15 protein-coding genes are annotated in these 20,540 nt (G+C 70.3%); 6 read left to right on the top strand and 9 right to left on the bottom strand.

Annotated features, from left to right (window positions below):
- Window positions 1-7: 7 nt before the first annotated feature.
- The 6 genes from rbfA to rimP form a co-directional block, all read right to left on the bottom strand.
- A complete protein-coding gene (rbfA, locus tag ABD951_RS08390) occupies window positions 8-478 on the bottom strand; it encodes a 30S ribosome-binding factor RbfA (RefSeq protein WP_345343515.1) in 471 nt (156 codons plus the stop codon).
- A 92-nt stretch (window positions 479-570) separates the two neighbouring features.
- Window positions 571-861 carry a DUF503 domain-containing protein gene (locus tag ABD951_RS08385; RefSeq protein ID WP_345343941.1) on the bottom strand — a complete coding sequence of 97 codons (291 nt, stop codon included), beginning with the start codon at window positions 859-861 and terminating at the stop codon, window positions 571-573.
- A gap of 66 nt (window positions 862-927) precedes the next feature.
- Window positions 928-3,765, bottom strand: a complete 2,838-nt coding sequence (gene infB, locus ABD951_RS08380; RefSeq protein ID WP_345343513.1) for a translation initiation factor IF-2 — start codon at window positions 3,763-3,765, stop codon at window positions 928-930.
- 179 nt (window positions 3,766-3,944) lie between these two features.
- Entirely contained in the window at window positions 3,945-4,289 is a 345-nt protein-coding gene (locus ABD951_RS08375; protein WP_345343511.1) for a YlxR family protein, read from the bottom strand.
- A 44-nt stretch (window positions 4,290-4,333) separates the two neighbouring features.
- Window positions 4,334-5,353, bottom strand: coding sequence for a transcription termination factor NusA (gene nusA / locus ABD951_RS08370; protein WP_425569811.1), 1,020 nt, complete (start codon window positions 5,351-5,353; stop codon window positions 4,334-4,336).
- Between the two features lie 16 nt (window positions 5,354-5,369).
- A complete protein-coding gene (gene rimP / locus ABD951_RS08365; RefSeq protein WP_345343507.1) occupies window positions 5,370-5,960 on the bottom strand; it encodes a ribosome maturation factor RimP in 591 nt (196 codons plus the stop codon).
- Window positions 5,961-6,153: 193 nt separating this feature from the next.
- On the opposite strand from rimP, the gene ABD951_RS08360 reads away from it, so the two are divergent.
- Entirely contained in the window at window positions 6,154-6,687 is a 534-nt protein-coding gene (locus ABD951_RS08360) for a hypothetical protein (protein ID WP_345343506.1), read from the top strand.
- Window positions 6,684-7,160 (top strand): ferritin-like domain-containing protein, encoded by a 477-nt coding sequence (locus tag ABD951_RS08355; RefSeq protein WP_345343504.1) that lies wholly within the window; start codon window positions 6,684-6,686, stop codon window positions 7,158-7,160. Before ABD951_RS08360 ends, ABD951_RS08355 begins: the two co-directional genes overlap by 4 nt.
- 21 nt (window positions 7,161-7,181) lie before the next feature.
- Here ABD951_RS08355 and ABD951_RS08350 read toward each other — a convergent pair whose 3' ends face one another.
- Window positions 7,182-8,381 (bottom strand): RtcB family protein, encoded by a 1,200-nt coding sequence (locus ABD951_RS08350; protein WP_345343502.1) that lies wholly within the window; start codon window positions 8,379-8,381, stop codon window positions 7,182-7,184.
- Window positions 8,382-8,474: 93 nt separating this feature from the next.
- A complete protein-coding gene (locus tag ABD951_RS08345) occupies window positions 8,475-9,899 on the bottom strand; it encodes a DHA2 family efflux MFS transporter permease subunit (RefSeq protein WP_345343500.1) in 1,425 nt (474 codons plus the stop codon).
- Between the two features lie 119 nt (window positions 9,900-10,018).
- On the opposite strand from ABD951_RS08345, the gene ABD951_RS08340 reads away from it, so the two are divergent.
- The 4 genes from ABD951_RS08340 (at window position 10,019) to ABD951_RS08325 (ending at window position 17,286) form a co-directional block, all read left to right on the top strand.
- Window positions 10,019-10,657 (top strand): TetR/AcrR family transcriptional regulator, encoded by a 639-nt coding sequence (locus ABD951_RS08340; RefSeq protein ID WP_345343498.1) that lies wholly within the window; start codon window positions 10,019-10,021, stop codon window positions 10,655-10,657.
- 196 nt (window positions 10,658-10,853) lie between these two features.
- On the top strand, window positions 10,854-13,469 hold the full coding sequence (locus tag ABD951_RS08335) for a helix-turn-helix transcriptional regulator (RefSeq protein WP_345343496.1): 2,616 nt from the start codon (window positions 10,854-10,856) through the stop codon (window positions 13,467-13,469).
- Between the two features lie 446 nt (window positions 13,470-13,915).
- Entirely contained in the window at window positions 13,916-14,725 is an 810-nt protein-coding gene (locus ABD951_RS08330) for an ABC transporter ATP-binding protein (protein WP_345343494.1), read from the top strand.
- Window positions 14,725-17,286, top strand: a complete 2,562-nt coding sequence (locus ABD951_RS08325) for an ABC transporter permease (RefSeq protein ID WP_345343492.1) — start codon at window positions 14,725-14,727, stop codon at window positions 17,284-17,286. The genes ABD951_RS08330 and ABD951_RS08325 overlap by 1 nt, the downstream gene beginning before the upstream one ends.
- Window positions 17,287-17,292: 6 nt before the next feature.
- On the opposite strand, the gene ABD951_RS08320 is transcribed toward ABD951_RS08325, so the two are convergent.
- A complete protein-coding gene (locus ABD951_RS08320; RefSeq protein WP_345343490.1) occupies window positions 17,293-20,460 on the bottom strand; it encodes an ATP-binding protein in 3,168 nt (1,055 codons plus the stop codon).
- Between the last annotated feature and the right edge of the window lie 80 nt (window positions 20,461-20,540).

The following is a 20,540-nucleotide window of genomic DNA, read 5'->3' as shown; positions in this document are numbered from 1 at the left end:
CCGGGCCCTAGTCGGCGTCGCTCGGGAAGTCGTCGTCCTCGGTGGCCGCGCGCGGCTCCTTGTACGGGTCGGCCTCACCGGCGTGGGTCGCTCCCTCACGGGACTTCGCGACCTCGTCGTCGGCCGCCCGCGCGCGGGCGAGCAACTCCTCCATGTGCCGTGCCGCGTCCGGGACGGTGTCCGCGACGAACGTCAATGTCGGTGTGAATCGGACCCCCGTGCCCGCACCCACCTTGGAGCGCAGCACACCGGTCGCCTTCGCGAGCCCCGCCGCCGCACCCTCGAGGTCCGGGGCGGTGTCCAGGTCCACGCCGCGGACCGTGTAGTACACGGTGGCGTCGTGCAGGTCCGCCGTGACCTTCGCGTCGGTGATGGTGACGTAGTCCAAGCGCGGATCCTTGATCTCGTGGTCGATCGCCGACGCCACGATCGTCGCGATGCGCTTGGCGAGCTTGCGCGCCCGCGCCGGATCTGCCATGACCGAAGTCCCTTCTCATACGACGGCACCGCCGTCGATCTCACGCGACGGCGGTGCCGTCAGTCAATGGTTGTACACCCTGGTTCGGGTGATCAGTCCTCGGGTCCGAACATCCGCCGGCGAGCGGCCAGCAACTGCAGCTCCGGACGGGCCGCGACGGTCCGCTCGCAGGTGTCGAGGATCTCGTTGAGATGGGCGACGTCGGCACTCGCGACCGCGACTCCGATCAGGCTGCGGCGGTACCGGTCCTGATCGCCGGTTTCGGCGACCGAGACCCCGTAGCGGGCCAGCGCCGCGATCACCGGCTTGACCAGCGACCGCTTCTCCTTCAATGACCGCACGTCGCCCAACAGGATGTCCAGTTCGAGGGCACCGAGATACAACCGACCTCCCGAGGTCACCGGTGACGTCCCGCGGGCCCCGGCCGGGGCCCGCGGGACGGTCGACCGCTAGTCGCGCGGCTTCTCGCGCAGCTCGTACGCCTCGATCACGTCACCGACCTTGATGTCGCTGTACGTGACGGTCAGACCGCACTCGTAACCCTCGCGCACCTCGGTGGCGTCGTCCTTCTCCCGCTTCAGCGAGGAGATGGTGATCGTCTCCGCGACAACCACGTTGTCACGCAGCAGGCGCGCCTTCGCGTTGCGCCGCATGATGCCCGAGGTGACGAGGCAGCCCGCGATGTTGCCGACCTTGGAGGACCGGAACATGGCGCGGATCTCCGCCTTGCCGAGCTCGACCTCTTCGTAGACCGGCTTGAGCATGCCCTTGAGGGCCTTCTCGATCTCGTCGATGGCCTGGTAGATCACCGAGTAGTACCGGATGTCGACGCCCTCGCGGTTGGCGAGCTCGGTCGCCTTGCCCTCCGCGCGGACGTTGAATCCGATGATGATCGCGTTCGACGCCGACGCCAGGTTGACGTTGGTCTCGGTGATGCCACCGACACCGCGGTCGATGACGCGCAGCTGCACCTCGTCGTCGATCTCGATCCCGAGCAGCGCCTCCTCCAGGGCCTCCACGGTGCCGGAGTTGTCGCCCTTGAGGATGAGGTTGAGCTCGTTGTGCTCCTTCAGCGCGGCATCGAGGTCCTCGAGGCTGATGCGCTTGCGGCTCCGCGCGGCCAGCGCGTTGCGCTTGCGGGCGTTGCGCCGGTCCGCGATCTGCCGGGCGATCCGGTCCTCGTCGACGACGAGCAGGTTGTCGCCCGCGCCGGGCACCGACGTGAAGCCGATGACCTGCACCGGACGCGACGGCAGCGCCTCGAGCACGTCGTCGCCGTGCTCGTCGACCATGCGCCGGACGCGACCGTAGGCGTCGCCGGCGACGATCGAGTCGCCGACCCGCAGGGTGCCGCGCTGGATCAGCACGGTCGCCACCGGGCCGCGGCCGCGGTCGAGGTGCGCCTCGATGGCAACACCCTGGGCGTCCATGTCCGGGTTGGCACGCAGGTCGAGCGACGCGTCCGCGGTGAGCAGGACGGCCTCGAGCAGCTGCTCGATGTTGGTGCCCTGCTTGGCGGAGATGTCGACGAACATGGTCTCGCCGCCGTACTCCTCGGCCACGAGTCCGTACTCGGTGAGCTGACCGCGGATCTTCGCCGGGTCGGCACCTTCCTTGTCGATCTTGTTGACCGCGACCACGATCGGCACGTCGGCCGCCTGGGCGTGGTTGATCGCCTCGACGGTCTGCGGCATCACGCCGTCGTCCGCCGCGACCACGAGGATCGCGATGTCGGTGGCCTTCGCGCCGCGGGCACGCATGGCGGTGAACGCCTCGTGACCCGGGGTGTCGATGAAGGTGACCAGCCGCTCGGTGCCGTCCAGCTCGGTCAGCACCTGGTAGGCGCCGATGTGCTGGGTGATGCCGCCGGCCTCGCCCTCGCGGACGTTGGCCTTGCGGATGGTGTCGAGCAGTCGGGTCTTGCCGTGGTCGACGTGACCCATGACCGTGACCACCGGCGGGCGGGACTCGAGGTCCTCCTCGCTGCCCTCGTCCTCGCCGTAGGTGAGGTCGAACGACTCCAGCAGCTCGCGGTCCTCGTCCTCCGGGCTGACGACCTGAACGTTGTAGTTCATCTCGCTGCCGAGCAGCTCGAGGGTCTCGTCGTTGACCGACTGGGTCGCCGTGACCATCTCGCCCAGGTTGAACAGCGCCTGGACCAGGGCCGACGGGTTCGCGTCGATCTTCTCCGCGAAGTCGGACAGGGACGCGCCGCGGGCGAGCCGGATGGTCTCACCGTTGCCGCGGGGCAGCCGCACGCCGCCGACGGCGGGCGCCTGCATCGAGTCGTACTCTTGCCGCTTCTGCCGCTTCGACTTGCGACCGCGACGCGGGGCGCCGCCGGGACGACCGAACGCGCCGGCCGCAGCACCACGCTGACCCGGACGGCCACCGCCGCCACCGGGGCGACCGCGGAATCCGCCTGCGGGAGCTCCACCGGGAGCGCCTGCACCACCGGCACCGGGAGCACCGCCACCGCGGTAGCCGCCGCCACCGCCGCCGGGACGACCGCCCGGACCGCCCGGACGGCCACCACCGGGGCGACCGGCACCGGGAGCCGGACGGGACGAACGCGCGGGCATCGCACCCGGGTTCGGACGCGGGGGCATCGAGCCGGGGCTCGGCCGCGGGCCGCCCTGGCCGGGCGCCGGACGCGGACCACCGGGACCGGCGGCCGGGCGCGGGGCACCCGGAACCGGACGCGGACCACCCTGGGCCGGGCCCGGGCGGGGTCCACCGGGACGCGGCGCACCGGGGGTCGGGCGCGGGGCGCGGGGTTCGGCCGGAGCCGACGAGTACGGGTTGTTGCCGACCCGCGGGGCCTTCGGACCGGGCTTCGGTCCGGGCGCCGCGGGACGCGGAGCCGCCGGCGCGGCACTGGCCGCGGGGGCGACCGGAGCGGCCGGGGCCGGAGCCGCGGGCTTCGGGCCGGGCACGCCCGGCTTCGGGGCTCCGGGCGCCGGAGCGGCGGGTGCCGCGGCCACCGGGGCCGCGGGTGCCGCAGCCGCGGGGGCGGCCGGCGCCGGAGCGGCCGGCTTCGGGCCGGGACGGGGTCCGCCGGGCTTGGCGGTGGTGACCGGCCTCGCGGCCTCCGGGCGCGCGGCGGCGGGAGCCGCCTCGCCCTTGGCCGACGGGAACGATTCCCGCAGCCGTCGCGCAACCGGCGCCTCCACGGTGGAGGACGCCGACTTCACGAATTCGCCCTGCTCCTTGAGCCGAGCGAGAAGTTCCTTACTGGTGACACCGAGTTCCTTGGCCAACTCGTGCACGCGGGCCTTGCCTGCCACTGCTCTCCTCTACTGAGAGGTCGAGCGCGGCTGGGTGCCCGCACGACCTCGGGTTAACTCCGATGGACGATCATCGTTGGTGCTTCACGGTGTGCTCATGAGTGTGTTTGCCTGACTCTTCTCGAGAGGTGGTGCCTCGTTGTTCACGGGTCGTGTGCACGAGGCGTTCACTGTCGTGTTCACGAGGTACTGCTCTGTTGTGGGTGCGGTTCGGTCGCGTGATCCGTTCCGATCGCGAGACCGAGGGCCGCTGTGTCCAGGCTTCCGGACACTCGCAGCGCTCTGCCGAACGCTCGTCGCTTCTCCGCCTGACCCAGACACCTCCGGTCCGGGTGCACCCACGCACCTCGACCCGGAAGCCTGCGTCCCGGATCGGGCACCACCACCCAGCCTTCCGGCCCGGTCTGTCGTGCCACGACCCTCAGCAGATCGGCGGCCGGCGCGGGTTTCCGACAGCCGACACACGTTCGCACCGGTTGACCGGGGCGAAGGCGCACGTCTGCAGAGAACTCATGCCGAGCCATTGACCACTCTACCGCTGTTGTCGACCGAACCGCGCATGCCGCCCCTAGACACGCGTCGAGGACGGGCCCGGATGAGCACCCGACTCGGGCGCCGCGTCGCTGCGGATGTCGATCCGCCAGCCGGTGAGCCGCGCGGCCAAGCGGGCATTTTGCCCCTCTTTGCCGATGGCCAGCGACAACTGGAAGTCCGGCACCACGACCCGGGCCGCGCGCGCGTCGGCGTCGACCACTGTGACCGACACCACCTTCGACGGCGACAGTGCGTTGCCGACGAACTTCGCCGGGTTCTCGTCGTAGTCGATGATGTCGATCTTCTCGCCGGCCAGCTCGCTCATCACGTTCCGGACCCGCTGCCCCATCGGGCCGATGCAGGCGCCCTTCGCGTTCAGCCCCGGCACCCGGGAGGCGACCGCGATCTTCGACCGGTGACCGGCCTCGCGCGCGACCGCGACGATCTCGACGGACCCGTCGGCGATCTCCGGCACCTCGAGCGCGAACAGCTTCCGAACCAGGTTCGGGTGGGTGCGGGACAGGGTGATCTGCGGGCCCCGCTGCCCCCGGGTGACGCCGACGACGTAGCACTTGATCCGTTCGCCGTGCTCGTACACCTCGCCCGGCACCTGCTCGGCAGCGGGCAGGATGCCCTCGGCGCCGGTGGCCTCGCTGCCGATCCGGACGACGACGACGCCGCGGGCGTTGGCGCGGGTGTCCCGCTGGATCACGCCACCGACGATCTCGCCCTCGTGGGTGGAGAACTCGCCGTAGCTCTTCTCGTGCTCGGCGTCGCGCAGCCGCTGCAGGATGACCTGGCGGGCGGTGGTCGCGGCGATCCGGCCGAAGCCCTCGGGGGTGTCGTCCCATTCCTCGCCGACGATGTTGCCGTCGACGTCGACCTCGTGGGCCATCACCCGGACCTCACCGGTCTTCGTGTCGACGTCGATCCGGGCGTGCGGCTGATGCCCCTCGGTGTGCCGGTAGGCGGTCAGCAGGGCGCTCTTGATCGTCTCGATGATCGTCTCGACCGAGATGCCCTTGTCGTCCTCGATCGCCCGCAGCGCCGACATTTCGATATGCACTTGTCTACCCCTCCACGTGGATTTCGTCGTCTGTGTCGTCGTCTGTGCCGCCGAGGTCGGTCTCGCCCGGTTCGCCGGCCGCCACGCGCCCGTCCGCCACACCGCCCGCCAGCTCCAGCTCCGCCGCGTTCGGCGGCGAGAACTCGACCTGAACCACGGCCTTCACCACGTCGGCGAGCGGGATCTCGCGCACCACCGGGCCGCCCTTGGCGGGGACCACCAGCGCCACGGCGCCCTCGCCCAGCGCGCCGATGCGGCCGACGACCTTCTCGTCGGCCAGGTCGACGCGCACCTTGCGACCGCGGGCCCGGCGCCAGTGCCGGGGTTCGGTCAGCGGCCGGTCCACGCCGGGAGAGGTCACCTCGAGGGTGTAGGGCGTCTCGCCGAATTCGGTGACGGCGTCGAGACGCTCGGAGATCAGGCGACTCAGGTCGGCGACCGAGTCGAGTCCGAGCCCGGCGTCGCTGTCGACCATGATCCGGACCACACTGCGACTGCCGGCCTGCGAGACCGTCACGTCCTCCAGGTCGAACCCCTGGTGACGGATCAGGTCGGAGACGAGCTCGACCACCTTCTCCCTCGGCGGCACCGGCATCAGTAGAGCTCCTCGTTCAGTTGTGGTCGGATCACAAAAGTCTCAATGCGAGGATCAAGGATATCGCGCATTCGACGGCCCCGTGACCACCACGGCGCGACGCGCGGCGACGCCGCCCCGGCGGCCGCGGTCGACCACGGCGCGGCGACCGCCCTGCGCCGCCCCGCGCTCGGCACCTGACAAGATGGGCGCCGTGCCATCAGCCCCCGCGCTTCCACCCCCTTCCGCGCCGCCCCGACGACCCGCGCTGAGCCGACGGTCCGCACTCAAAGCGGGCGCCGCGGCCCTCGGTGTCGTGACCGTCGCCGCCGCCGCGGGATGCGCAGGCACCGGCGACCGTGACGGCGCGGACGAGCCCGACCCGTTGCTGTCCGCGCTCACCGCGGCCCGCCGGGATGCGGCCGCCGCGGGCGCGGCGATTGCGCTCGCTCCGGAGCGGACGGCGGCACTCGGCGTGATCGCGGCCGAACGCACCGCCCACGGGGACGCCCTGGCGGCCGAGATCGCCCGCGCCGCGGGCGGCGTCCCGTCCTCGACGAGCGCGTCCGCCGTGACCACCACCGCACCCGCGGCCCCGCCCCCGACGGTGGACGAGCTGCGCGCGATGCTCGGCGAATCCCAGCGTGGCGCAGCCACTCTCGCGCGCCGACTCGACGGACACCGGGCGGGACTGCTCGGTTCGATCAGCGCGGCGATCGCCGCCGAGCAGGCGGTGATGCTGCTGTGACCACCTCCCCGACCGCGCCGCCGGCGAGCGGCTCGTCGACCACGCTCGGTTCCGAGCAGCAGGCACTCGTCGACGCGCTGCGCGCCGAGCACGCCGCGGTGTTCGCCTACGGCATCGTCGCCGCGTTCTCGAATCCGGCGCGGTCCGCACAGATCGCGGCGGACACCGCGGCGCATCGGGCTCGCCGTGACGCGACGATCGACGCGCTGTCGGCGGCGAGCGTCACCCCGCCGGGCGCCGAGGCGGGATACACGATCCCGTTCCCGGTCACCGATCCGACCACCGCGATCCAGCTCGCGGTCCAGGTCGAGTCCGACACGTCCGTCGCGTGGCGGTCGGTGATCGAGCGGGCCCGATCGGAGGCGACCCGCGCCGCGGCCGTGGACGCGTTGACCGAGTCCACGCTGCGCGCCGCCAACTGGCGCGCCGTGCTCGGCGCGGCATCTCCGACCGTCGCGTTCCCCGGACAGTGACGCGCTGCGCGCCCGGCTGCGTCACGTCCCCTTGACGTTGAGGATCTGCCGCAGTTCGTGGACGACGACGACCAGGTCGCGGGCGTCGTCCATCACGACACCGATCTCCTTGTAGGCGTCGGGGATCTCGTCGACGAACTCGGCGCTGTCGCGGTACTCGATCCCGGTCATCCGGGCGCGCAGGTCGGCCTGGCTGAACCGCCGCTTGGCCTCGGTGCGGGAGTACCTCCGGCCGGCTCCGTGCGGTGCCGAACACAGGCCGTCGGCATTGCCGCGTCCCTCGACCACGTACGAGTGGGTCCCCATCGATCCGGGGATGACCGCCCGCACCCCGGCGTGCGCGTCGACCGCGCCCTTGCGGGTCAGCCAGACCTCTTCGCCGCCGTGCATCTCCTTGCGGGTGTAGTTGTGATGACAGTTCGTCCGCTCGGTCTCGCGGTGGTCGGGGGTGCCCATCCAGCGCGCGAACACGGCACCGAAGCGGTCCATCATCTCGGCGCGGTTGAGGTAGGCGAAGCGCTGCGCCCAGTGCAGCTCGCGCAGGTACCTGTCGAACTCGGCAGTGCCCTCGGTCAGGTAGGCCAGGTCGCGGTTGGGCAGGCGCACGTGCCGCTGCGCGCACGCCTGCTGCGCGACCCGGATGTGATGCTGGGCGATCCGGTTGCCCACGCCCCTGCTGCCGCTGTGCAGGAACAGCCACACCCGGTCCGTCTCGTCGAGGCACAGCTCGATGAAATGGTTTCCGCCGCCGAGAGATCCGAGCTGCTCCCGCCATTTCGGCGAGTGGGTCAGGTCGACGCCGTCGGCCGCGGCGAGGTCCTCGAGTTCGGCGATCCGGGCCGCGGTGAACTTCCAGCCGTGGGTGTCGCGGTTGTAGTGGCCGGGCGAGAGCGGGATCGCCGATTCGACGGAGCGCCGCAGCGCCCCGAGCCCGATGCCGGTGGCGGCGATGCGGGCGTCGACGTCGGCGCGGGTGAATCCGGTGCGGACGGCGATCATTCCGCAGCCGATGTCGACACCGACGGCAGCGGGCATCACCGCGCCGCGGGTCGGAATCACCGTTCCGACCGCGCTTCCCTTGCCTGCGTGCGCGTCGGGCATCAGCGCGACGTGCGGATGGATGAACGGCATCGCGGCGGTTTGCCGCGCCTGCGCGAGCGTGGACTCCTCGAGCTGGGACGCCCAGCTCAGCAGCGCGGGACCCACCCGGGTCGGGGGCATCGGGAACACCTCTTGACGTGATTCGATCTCCACCCCGGATGCGGGGCGCACCTCGACCTTGGCACGGTCGAGGTGCGCCCCGCATCCGCATTTTCAGGCGCGGCGCCGTCCGGGCATCAGGAGTGCGGCCACGAGCGCGACGGTGACCGACGCGGCTCCGACGAGCAGGGCCGGGCGCAACGCGTCGGCGTACCCGGTCGGGGTCAGGGTGCCACCGGCCGCCAGGAAGACGGCGGTGAGGATCGCGACGCCGAGGGCGATGCCGACCTCCCGGATCGTCGAGTTGACCGAGCTGGCGGTCGCGTGGTCCTCCTCGGGCATGTCCGCGAGAACGGCGGTCGCCGACGGCGCGAACGTCAGGCCCATGCCGACGCCGGCCATCGCGAGGGCGGGCACCATAGCCGGGTACGAGGTGCCGGCCTCGAACACGAACGCCATCCACACCAGCGACGTCGCCTGGAGCGTCAGACCGGTGACGAGGAGGCTGCGCAATCCCACACGGGGCGCGAGGATCCCCGCGATCGGGGCGACGATCATCGGCGCGGCGGTCCACGGCAGCGTCCGCAGGCCGGCCTGCAGCGGCGTGTAGCCCATCACGATCTGCAGATACTGGGAGAGCAGGAACACCGACCCGAACATGCCGAGGCTGAACATCAGTCCGATCACGTTGGCGACGCTGAAGCTGCGGGAGCGGAACATCCGCATCGGCATGACCGGGCTGTCGGTGCGCATCTCGCGAATCACGAACGCGCACAGCGCGAGCGCCGCGACAGCCAGGGTGCCGAGCACGGTCGCCGAGGTCCATCCGTCGTCGTTGCCGTGCACGATGGCCCACACGCCGAGGAAGACGCCGGCACCGGCGAGCGCGACACCCGGGAAGTCCAGGCCCTGCCGCCGGCCGCGGGACTCACCGAGGGCGTACATCGCCAACGGCACCGCGACCACCGCGACCGGCACGTTGATCCAGAAGATCGCCTGCCAGGAGACACCGTCGACGACGGCGCCGCCGATCACCGGGCCGAGCGCGACACCCAGCCCGGACACCCCGCCCCACACGCCGATCGCGAGCGCCCGCTTGGCGACCGGCACGGCCGCGGCGAGCAGCGTGAGCGACAGCGGCATGATCGCGGCCGCGCCGACACCCTGCACGGCTCGTGCCGCGATCAGCATGCCGGCGGTGTTCGACAGTGCCGACGCGATCGACGCGAGCGCGAAAACCGTGATGCCGACGATGAACACGCGCCGGCGACCCCAGCGGTCGCCGAGCCCGGCGGCGGACAGCATCAGGGTCGCGAACGCGAGCGTGTAGGCGTTGAGGAACCACTGCAACTGCCCGATCGACGCGTCGAGGTCGGCGCGGATCACGGGCAGCGCACTGGTCATCACGAGGTTGTCCAGGGTGGCCATGAACATCGGCAGCGAGGCGGCCAGCACGGCCAGCCAGATCGGTACCCGCCGGTGTGTCGGCGGCGCGGCGTCACCCGTCGCCGGGGCCAGTAGGTCGGTGGTTGCGGTCATCACTTCTCCTCGAACGGAGTTCTCAGTGGACTCGGAGGTACAGCAGGCTTCGAGTTGTAAGCATCGAATGATTACTTAACTGCTGTCGACGCTAAGGCATCAAGTGATAACCTGTCAACATGCCCGCGACGAACGGTTCCCGCCCCGCCACGCGTATGAACGCCGCCGAGCGCCGCGAACTCGTGCTCGCGGCCGCCGCGACCGCGTTCGCGCGCGGCGGCTGGTCCGGGACCAGCACCGATGCCGTCGCCAAGGAGGCGGGAGTTTCCCAGCCGTACGTGGTCCGGATGTTCGGCACCAAGGCCGAACTGTTCCGCGAGGTCTTCGCCCGCGCGCTGGACCGGATCGTCGAGGCGTTCGACGCCGAACTGGACCGCATCGAGGCCGAACCCGACGGCCCCACTCCCGACAGCGACGACTACTGGAGTCGCCTCGGAGCCGCCTACGGCGAACTCGTCTCGGACGGCGACATGCTGCTGGTGATGATGCACGGCTTCACCGCCGGGGGCACGCCTGAGATCGGCGCACAGGCCCGCGACGCGATGGCCCGGATCTACACCCAGATCCGCACCCGCACCGGCTGCACGCCCGAGAAGGCCCGCCAGTTCATCGCCCAGGGCATGCTGCTCAACACCCTGCTCGCAATGCGCGCGCCGCAGCACTTCGACGAGGATCCCGCGCTCGCGGAACTGTCCGAGTGCGCGTTCGGGGCGACCCTGCAGGCCGCGCTCGGCGCCGCGAACGCGGCCCCCGGCTGAGCGGGCGCAGCTCCCCGTCCAGCGCGTAGAGGGGCCGACGAGTACCTTGTCGTCTCGCGACTTTTCGCTTGATCATGGGGGCACCTCGTGAGCCGGCCTCACGGCAGGCACCTGCCCGGCCAGGCCACTGTGCCATCGACTGGAGACGCTGCCGATCCCAGGAACTCGAAGGCCGGGCAGGGGTTAGGCTTCATGGGTGCGTGCTGTGTGGCCCTTGATTGGCCGCTCGGGGCAGATGCGAACCATCGAGTCCGCGATCGAGGCGCCGGATGTTTCCGGGATCGTCGTCCACGGAGCGGCCGGAGTGGGCAAGAGCCGGCTCGCCCGGGAAGCACTGTCGGCTGCCGAGTCGAAAGGCTGCGAGAGCCGACTCGTGGTCGGCACGTCTTCGGGGCGGGCAATTCCGCTGGGCGCATTGACGGCGTGGGTGCAATCAGGCGTCACAGACACCGTTCAGTTGCTGCGAGGAGTGCTCGGCGCGCTGACTGCCACATCGTCCGGCGCCACGGTGGTGGTGGCCGTCGACGATGTGCACCTGCTCGACGATGTGTCGATGTTCGTGACGCATCAGATCGTGCACCGCGGTGCGGCGAAAGTGTTGCTCACCGTTCTCGACGGTGAACCGATTCCTGCCGCGGCGCAGGAGATATGGAAGATCGGCCGGTTCGACCGCCTCGAACTGCCGCCGCTGTCGCTCGCCGAGACCGCCGCGCTGCTGTCGGCCGCCCTTGACGGATCGGTGGATCCGGATGCCACTCGGCGGCTGTGGAAGCTCACTCATGGCAACGTCCTGTATCTGCGCAACATCGTCGAACAGGAGGTCGCCGACCGTCGAATCGTGCAGCAGCACGGATGCTGGCGGTGGATCGGTGATCCGAACATACCGTCGGGCCTGGTCCAGCTGATCGAATCCCGGATCGGCGCCCTTCCCCCGAAAGTCGGCGACGTGCTGGACGCGCTGGCTGTCGGGGAGCCGATCGACCTGGCGGCCCTGAACCGGATCGCTGATCCGGCGGCCGTCGAGGAGGCGGACACCCGCGGCCTCATCGCACTCGAACCCATCGGCGGCGGGATGAGGGTACGGGTGGCGCACCCGATCTACGCCGAGGTACGGCGCAGGCGCGCGGCACCAACTCGGCTACGACGGCTCCGCGGACTCGTCGCCGCCGAACTGGCCGCATCCAACGACCGTGACGACATGCGAGTCGTGGTGCACCGCGCCACACTGAGCCTCGACTCCGATGTCGCGCCGGACGCCGAACTGCTCGTCCGGGCAGCCCAGGGCGCCGTCTGGTTGGGAGACCTGGCCCTCGCCGATCGGCTCGCGGAAGCGGCGATTCGCGCCGGGGCCGGGCCAGAACCGACCTTTGTCCGGGCGCATGCACTGTCCTGGCTGGGTCGCGGCGAGAAGGCCGATTCTGTCCTCGGCGAGATCCCCACCAGCACGTTGACCGACAGCGAGAACGCCAGGTTGGCCTTCCTGCGGGCGAGCAACATGCTCTGGGCGCTCGGCGACCCGGCCCACGCGAAACACATCATCGATGCTGCGGCGCGCACGACATCGTCACAGGCCCGCCGCTACATCGACGCGTTCCTCACGGTGTACTGGTTTGCGATGGACCAGCCGAGCCTGGCAGTGCAAGCCTCGACAAGGCTTGCGCTGGATGACCTGCCTCCGGTCGTCGGCGCCGAAATCACCTGGGTGCTCGCCACCATCTTCGCCGACGCCGGCCGCACCGGCGACGCCGTGGCGGTCGCAGAGGCGGGATACGACTTTGCGGCTCGTTCCTTCGACGCTCCGCACATGAGATTCAACATCGCCGACGCACACGTGAGCGCCCTGCTGCTGTCCGGCCGGGTGAACGACGCCCTGGAGGTGGCCGAGCGGGTGCGCACGCAAGCGGCCGACCTTCCGGGGGCGGCTCAACTACTCGGCGCTGCGGTCGCGGCGAGGGCCGCCCTCGGCGCGGGTCGCCTCGATACGGCGTGTTCGACGCTGGAGCCGACGGTCGCATCACTGTCCGCCTCGGGCCATGCCATCGGCTGGGGGTATCGCTATCGGATCCCACTGGCGACCGCACTCGCCATGCGCGGTTCGTCGGACGAGGCGCTCGACACGCTCGACACGCCGCGTCGTGTCTTTCGGCCGCTGGACTACGAGCGCAGCCTTGCACGGGCATGGGCAACCGCGTGCCAGGGTGCCGTCAGCGAGGCGATCACCATCGTGTCGTCGGCGGCCGACACCGCTGCAGCCAGAGGACAATTCGGAGCCGAAGTGATCTGTCTGCAGACGGCAACCCAGTTCGGGGACCACACCACGGCACCCCGCTTGCGCGAACTGGAGTCGATCGTCGAGGGTCCACGTGCCGGTCTCTCGGCGCGGTTCGCCTCCGCCCTCCAGCACGGCGACGGCGCTGAATTGGATTCGGTATCAGAGGGATTCGAGGACATCGGCGACCTGATTGCCGCTGTCGATGCGGCCGCCCGCGCCGCCCTCGCGTATCGCAGCCAAGGACGACGTGGATCGGCTCTGGGATGCTCGACACGCGCGGATGCCCTCGCCGCACAATGTGGCGGCGCCGATACCCCGGTGTTCCGTCAGGTCACCGCGTCGTTACCGCTGACCGATCGCGAACGAGAAATCGTGCTGCTGGTCGGTGAAGGGCTGTCGAATCGCGCGGTCGCCGATCGACTGACTCTGTCCGTGCGCACAGTCGAGAGTCACATCTACCGGGCCATGACGAAGACCGGAACCACCAGCCGAGACGAACTCGCCGCCCTGCTGCCGCACCACAGGTCTCGAACACTGTGAGCATCGCACCCTGAGGGCGCGCGCACGGCGGCCGGAAAGCTCGACGCCGCCACGTGAGTAGCACCCCGCCGACGCCAGGGGAAATTGCAGTGGATCGCTACTGCGCTGCGTCCACCGCACGGGAGTGACGATCGATCACAACGCGGGGGGACAGGAGGCGCACAATGTCCAGCTTCGCGGCCACCCACGCCCATCGACCGATAGTCGTGTTCCCGCACCTGCACCCGACCCGCAGGATGCTCGGCGCCCTGCGCGCACTCTTCGCGACGTCATCCTCGGATGCACGGCCCGCGCCTCGTCACTATCCACCGCTGCGGAGCGACGCAGACGAGCGATGCGCCATGGCACGCGAAATGTACCGGCTGTGACCGCACTCACGGCGGCGCACGCGATCGAGCAGGCCTGTATCGGGGGCTGATTCAGTGTTTCGGAACAGATCATCTGCGATGACCTTGCCGACCGGCGGTGCGCATCGGCCCACAGATCGTGGCGTGCCTGCGCAGCGGCAGCCAACCGGCGATCCGGCCGGATGCGGACATCGCTGCGACCGCGCGACGCCGGTACTGCAAATCGAGGGCGTCGACAAGCAGTACCGCAGGGGCGACGAGCAGGTGAACGTGCTCGTCGATTTCGACCTCACGTTGGCCGCAGGCGAGTTCGTTACCGTGACGGGGCCGTCGGGAGCCGGCAAATCGACGCTCCTGCACGTGGCCGGTGGGCTGGACCCGCCGGACACCGGCAGTGTGGTCGTCTCCGGCCGGGACCTGTGGGCCATGAGGTCGAGCTCCCGCGCTGCGTTCCGGCGCCGCAACCTCGGATTCGTCTTCCAGTTCTTCAACTTGGTACCCATGCTGACCGCCGTCGAGAATGTGTCATTGCCGTTGGTGCTCGACGGAGTTCCGGCCCGATCGGCTGACACGCGCGCCGAGGAGCTTTTGTACCGTGTCGGGCTCGGGGACCGGCTCCGACACCGGCCGGCCGAACTGTCGGGCGGACAGATGCAAAGGGTTGCGGTGGCGCGCGCGCTGGCTGCCCGCCCGTCCGTCATCCTCGCCGACGAGCCCACCGGAAACCTGGACAGCCGCTCGTCGACGGAAGTCCTGGATCTGCTGCGCGCGTTGTCGCACGAGGACGGCGCAGCGGTCGTCATGGCCACACACGACGAGGCCGCCGCGGCGCGCTACGCGGTCCGCCGGCTTCGCCTTGTCGACGGCTCGGTGCGGGCAGTCGACGAGGCGCCGAACCTGGAGCGGTGATGCGACGGCTGCGCGCGCGATGGCTCTCCTTCCGGCGGATCCACCTGGTCGCGTTGGCTGCCGACTGGCGCCGGACGCTGCTCAGCGTGATAGGCGTCGCGCTCGGGGTGACGGTGGTCCTCGGGACGGTGATACTCAAGTCCGAGCTGGCCCGCCCCTTCGACGCCTTCGGCCCGGCGCTGTCCCACGGTGCCGACAAGGGGGTCGTCGAGGTAACGCCGAACATCAGCGGCCGGTTGCCGGTCGAGACGATCAACCGTCTGCGCGCAGAAGTCACCGGGGCGCAGGCGGTCATCCCGATCGTCGCCGGCTTGACGCCCGTCGGCATCGGCGACGACACCCCGGGGTTCCTCCTGGTCGGTGGGTCCTGCCAGATCGAGCTTCTGGTCGGCCCGTTCGACTGCGAGCGGCACGCGCGCGACGACAACCCGGCACCCGGCCCCGGTGTGCCGCTGCTGATGTCGACGGTGATCGCCCAGCGGCATGGCCTGCAGCTCGGCGAGGAGTTGCGCATCCCCGGCCTGCCTCCGGGTTCGGCGCACCTCGGTTGGACCTTCCCGGACGTGGACCGCCTCGAGGACATCAACGACGGCTACGTGCTGCTGGCCCCCTCGGGCGATACCGCTGCGCGCATGCTGTCCTCGTCACCCGGTTACGCCACGACCGCGTTCGTGCTACCCACGCCCGGCGCTCACATCGGGGCCGACGTCGACCGCGTGATCGCGGGCGTGGCGACGGCGGGACCTCCCCGGCCGCATCAGCCGGCCGTGTTCGAGAACGGCGCACAGAGCTTGACCATGACCGCGCTGGCGGGTGTCCTGGTCGGTTTCCTCATCGCCGTGAACACCGTCCTGCTGGCCGTCGAGGACCGGCGGGCGGTGATGGGGACCATCGGTGCGATCGGCGCCACTCCTGTCGGGTTGTTCGCCGGGATGCTCGGCGAGGGCGCCGTCGTCGGTGTTCTCGGGGGGCTCTCGGGAGTGCCCAGTGGTTTCCTGCTGGGGACCTATCTCGTGGACCGATCCGGGAAATCCATGCTGGCGGGCTCCGGAGGCACCATCACAGCACATTTCACGCCGAGCCTGGTCGTGATCGGAGCGACGGCGGGCATCGTCTGCGGCATCCTCGCGATGGTCGGGCCGGCCGTCAGGCTGGTCCGCGGCGGACCGTTGGCGTCGATGGCGAGCGCAGGCGGAGTGCAGCGCGCCCGGACGATTCCGGTGTGGCCGCTCTTCGCCGGCGCGGGGCTGATCGCGGGCGCCGTCGTCGTGATGAAGATCTTCGAGCGCGGGCCACTGCCACTGAACCTCGGGATCGACGCCATGGCGGTGGGGCTGTACGGAGTCGCACTGCTGACGGTGTGGATCGCCCCGCGGGGCGCCGGGAAGCTGATCGACTGGATCACCGTGGCCCGTCCCGATATCGGGCGTCTCCTGCGTGCAGATGTCCGGCGTTATCCGCTGTTCTTCGCGATGTCCGCCGCGATACTCGCGGTTGGCACCAGCTTGGCGATCGGGTCCCAGAGCATGCAACTGCTCGGCGCCGGGCAGATCGCCGAGCAGAAGGCCGAGCGTATGCCCGCTGCCTTGCTGATTTCCGCGCAATCGGTACTCGATCAGAGGGGCAGCCAGGTCGCCGACTCGACGCTCCGGTTGGTGACCGGCGCGGCCGACGGGCGGAGCGTGAGTTCGCGCTGGCGATCGACGATCTCGTCAGGGGCGGCGTCGCGTCTCGTAATGGGAGTTACGCCAGGTGATTGGTACAGCCAAGCGCTGTATCAGCCGACCGGTGTCCACGACGAGTTGTGGCAGGGCTTGTGGGAAGGCCGAATCGGCCTGAGCGAGGTTGCCGCCAGCCGACTCGGAGTTGCCGCGGGCGGAACGGTCGAACTGCCCACCGTGCACGGGCCGAAGCGTTACCGGGTGGCCGGAATCTTTCGGCCACGGATCGTCGATGACACCGCGGTCGGCGACATCGTCCTGGTGTCGGAGGGGTTGGCCCGGTCCGACTGGGCAGCCGCCCGCGACCAGGTCGCGGTGGAATATCCCACCGCCGCCGATGCGAGCGCCCACCGTGACGATTATCGCGGCCTCGGAGCCGGACTGTCGGTGTACGACAACGAACAATGGCGCGCCGTGGCGTCACAGGGGATCACCCGCTTCCTGCAGCCGTTCACGATCGCCGGGTACGTGGTGATGGCGACCGCGGGTGTGAGTGTGCTGAACGTGTTCGTGCTGGGACTCGTGCAGCGCAGACGCGAGCGGGCGGTGCTGCGGGCAGTCGGTGTGACACCTCGCCAAGAGCAGGGCGTCGTCATCGGTCATGCCGCGCTCCTTGCACTTCTGGTCGCCGCTCTCGGTGGGCTCGGCGGGGTGGGCCTGACGTATCTGTGGTCGCTGGGCTCGCCTGTGTACTACGGCATCACGATCGACTGGGGTCTGCTGTGGCTGCCGCTGCGCACCGGAGTGGTGGTCGCGACGTTGCTCGTTCTCGCGGCCGCGGTGTATCCGGTGATCCATTCGCGAGGTGTGGAGACGGTCGAGGTCCTGCGGACCGGCTGAGCGGGTCTACATCGCCTCGGCCCAGGCCAGGTGTCCTTCGAAGCCGAGCGATTCCGCGACCGCGCGATACTGTCCGACCAGGTCGCGGTAGGAGTCGTCGCCCTGCGCCCAGGCCAGTAGTGCGCGCAGCCGTAGCAGGATGACCTCGCGGATCGCCCAGCCTTCCGCTTCCGGTAGGGTCGCCAGCCGGTCGATCGCCTCGTGGGCCTCGGCGAGGTCGCCCTCGGTGCCGCGCTCCAGCAACGTCTCCACCAGAACCCCGGTGCCGAGGAGGCCCGACGCAACCCGTCCCGCCTCGTACTGCTCGTTCACGGCCTGGCGCATCACCGGTATCGCAGCATCGCGGTCACCGCCCCTGGCCCTCTCGCCGGCAGCATAGACCTCGACGATCGGGAACATCTGACCGACAACCCGAGTGCGCAGCCATATGTCACGGGCCTGCATCATGAGGTCCAGCCCGCGGTCACGGTCGGCCGCGGCGTCCCGATTCAGCAGCCCGACGGCCAACGTGTACTCGGCCAGGCTCAGTGCGATGTCGTCGCCAGCCCTCTCGGCGGTCTGCACCGCCTCTTCGATCACGCGCAGTACGGAGTCATCGGCCCGCAGCGCCCCGTACTGCACCGCGAATCCGTAGGTCCAGAGCACGACACCGCACAGGTTCATCGTGGTGCTGCGCCGGGCCATCGCGACGGCGTCGTGGAGATCTCGGCGCCATCCGGGACGGCCCAGCCACCACCGCGCAGTGCCGCGCCATGCCACCGCGATCGCGAGGGGTGATCCGAAGCCGAAGCCTGCGCCCATGTCCGGATCGCCGGCGGCCAGGTCGATCACGGTGTGTGACCACCGCAGGATCTCACCGAATTCACCGATCTCGTACCAGGCGGCGAACGCGAAGAGCCCCAACCCCACGGTCAGGGCGGGATCGCCGATCGACTCGAGCAACGCCAGTTGTTCGGATATGAGCCGCGCGGCTTCCCTCGAACGCCCGGCGTAGAACAGCTCGGTTGCCGGCCCGGTCATGCCGATGGCCAGCGAGCGCGTGTCCCCGGCCGCGGCGCACAGCTCCCGCAGCTCCGTGAAGCGGTCACTGGACTCCTGAACTCGGCGTGCCAGAGCGCGGGTGGCACACAGCATGGTGCGGGGGGCGATGCGCATCGACAATCGGGCGGGGTCGTCGTCGGGCAGAGCGTCGGCGATCTTCCGGGCTCGTTCCCAACTGATCCGGGCAGCGTCGACATCGCGATCCGTCGCCCACGCAGCGGCCCGCATGTGCCAGCCGTAGGCGGCGTGCAACTCACCGGCCGCGTCGAGATGCTCGGCGATCAGCGCGGCGTTCTGGTCGGTCGAGTCCGGGTCGCCCGACTCGATCGCGGTGGCCAGGCGCCGGTGCCATCGGACGCGGTCGGACTTCAGCTGTGACTCGTAGGCGACCGCGCGGATCAGCGGGTGGTGGAAGGCGTATTCGGTGCCAGCCGTGAAGTGCACCCGGTCGATCAGCTCCGCGCCCAGCAGCTCGTCGAGCGGCGCATCGATGCCCAGCGCGGCCAACAGCTCGGTGTCGAAGCGGGCCCCGATCACCGACGCGGCGGTGATCGCCTGCTTCGCCCGGCCGGTGAGCCGGTCGATACGAGCCTCGATGGCGGCCTGCACCGTGGCCGGCACGGAGATCCCGGCGACATCGGCGCCACAGACATAGCGGCCGCGCCGACCGGCCAGCACACCGCGCTGGGCCAGCTCGCGCACCATCTCCTCGGCGAAAAACGGGTTCCCGGCGGCTCGCTCGGCGACGAGGCCCCTGACCGGCGCGACCGAGCCGTCGACCCCCAGGAGCTCGTCCAGTAGCGCCACGGTGTCCGAATCACTCAGCGGGGCAAGCGCTATCGTCTGCGCGCCGGGAATCCGCGTCAACGCCCCGCGGTACTCCGGGCGGGCGGTGATCAGCACCACCGACGGGATGTGCGCGATGACATCGAGCAGGTCGGCCAGCATGGATTCGCTGACCTCGTCGATCCACTGGGCATCCTCGACGACGAACAACGCCGGTTCGGTGCGGGCCAGCGACACGGCGTTGATCAACGCGATCACCCGCCGCCGCCGCGCGCCGGGGTCCAACCGGGGCCGCGTCACCTCCGGGTCGGCGATGCCGAGTAGATCATCGAGCAGCAGCAGATCCTCCGCGTCGGCGTCGGGCATTCGTTCCCGCACCCGCGCGCGAGCCGCGTCCGCGGCCAGGTCGGCAACGCCGAGGCCTTCACGCAGCAGCTCGGTCACCGCATGAAGCGGGACGTCACGGGCGTGGGATTCGCAGAACGTCCACAGCACCTCGACCCCCCGAGCGGCCGCGGCCGACGACGCCTCCCGCGCCATCCGCGACTTGCCTATGCCGGGCGCCCCCACCACGTTCACCACACCACCACGGCCACCGATGGCGCGGTCCACGATCTCTTCGACCGCCGTCAGCTCCCAGCGCCGACCCACCAGGCCAGCCTCCGTGCGCCCGACCAGGGCCCGTGGCGGGCCGATCCCCAGCAGCCGCCGCACCGGCACCGGTTCGTTCCTGCCCTTGATCGTCATCAGCTCGGTGTCTGCCAGCACCGCGGCGTGCTCGACCAGCCGCGAGGTCGACTCCGAGAGCATCACCCCGCCCGGCGGCGCCACCGATTCCATGCGCTGCGCCATCCCCACCTGCTCACCGATCGCCGCATACCCCAACACGCCCGAGCCGATCTCGCCGGCGATCACTTGACCGGAGTTCAGCCCCACCCTCAGCCGCAAGTCCACCGCATCGCGGCGCAGCACCTCCGAGGCCAACCGGTTCGCTTCCTCCTGTATGGCAAGCGCCGCAAGGCACGCCCGCAGGGCGTGATCCTCCAACGCCATCGGGGCGCCGAAGATGGCCATCACGCCGTCCCCGGTGAACTCCACGGTCCCGCCGTAGCGGCGCACCACCGCCGCCGAGTGCTCCACCAGATCGGTCATGATCTCGCGCAACCGCTCCATGTCCACCGCGGCGGCGATGCGCATCGACCGCACCACATCGGCGAACAGCACCGTCACCTGCTTGTACTCCGCAGGCGACGTGGCGGGCGCAACCGCCGCTCCGCACTCGTTGCAGAATCTCGATCTCGGCGGCAGTTCGGCGCCGCACGACTCACACGCCAGTTCCGCCGTCATCCGAGCACCACCGATCCGGGGCCGAGGACCCCCAACGCCCAACAATAGGACGTTCACCGGTCTCGAACAGCCCCGTCACA

The sequence above is a fragment of the Rhodococcus olei genome, assembly GCF_039540555.1.
GTDB lineage: Bacteria > Actinomycetota > Actinomycetes > Mycobacteriales > Mycobacteriaceae > Rhodococcus_G > Rhodococcus_G olei.
This window is presented reverse-complemented; position numbering and strand designations above follow the sequence as displayed.

What these genes read in the sequence shown, in the direction of transcription:
- rbfA (WP_345343515.1), bottom strand. Translation starts at nt 478, where the DNA reads ATGGCAGATCCGGCGCGGGCGCGCAAGCTCGCCAAGCGCATCGCGACG.
- ABD951_RS08375 (WP_345343511.1), bottom strand. Translation starts at nt 4,289, where the DNA reads ATGGCTCGGCATGAGTTCTCTGCAGACGTGCGCCTTCGCCCCGGTCAA.
- nusA (WP_425569811.1), bottom strand. Translation starts at nt 5,353, where the DNA reads ATGTCGGCGCTGCGGGCGATCGAGGACGACAAGGGCATCTCGGTCGAG.
- rimP (WP_345343507.1), bottom strand. Translation starts at nt 5,960, where the DNA reads ATGCCGGTGCCGCCGAGGGAGAAGGTGGTCGAGCTCGTCTCCGACCTG.
- ABD951_RS08350 (WP_345343502.1), bottom strand. Translation starts at nt 8,381, where the DNA reads ATGCCCCCGACCCGGGTGGGTCCCGCGCTGCTGAGCTGGGCGTCCCAG.
- ABD951_RS08345 (WP_345343500.1), bottom strand. Translation starts at nt 9,899, where the DNA reads ATGACCGCAACCACCGACCTACTGGCCCCGGCGACGGGTGACGCCGCG.
- ABD951_RS08340 (WP_345343498.1), top strand. Translation starts at nt 10,019, where the DNA reads ATGCCCGCGACGAACGGTTCCCGCCCCGCCACGCGTATGAACGCCGCC.
- ABD951_RS08330 (WP_345343494.1), top strand. Translation starts at nt 13,916, where the DNA reads ATGACCTTGCCGACCGGCGGTGCGCATCGGCCCACAGATCGTGGCGTG.
- ABD951_RS08325 (WP_345343492.1), top strand. Translation starts at nt 14,725, where the DNA reads ATGCGACGGCTGCGCGCGCGATGGCTCTCCTTCCGGCGGATCCACCTG.
- ABD951_RS08320 (WP_345343490.1), bottom strand. Translation starts at nt 20,460, where the DNA reads ATGACGGCGGAACTGGCGTGTGAGTCGTGCGGCGCCGAACTGCCGCCG.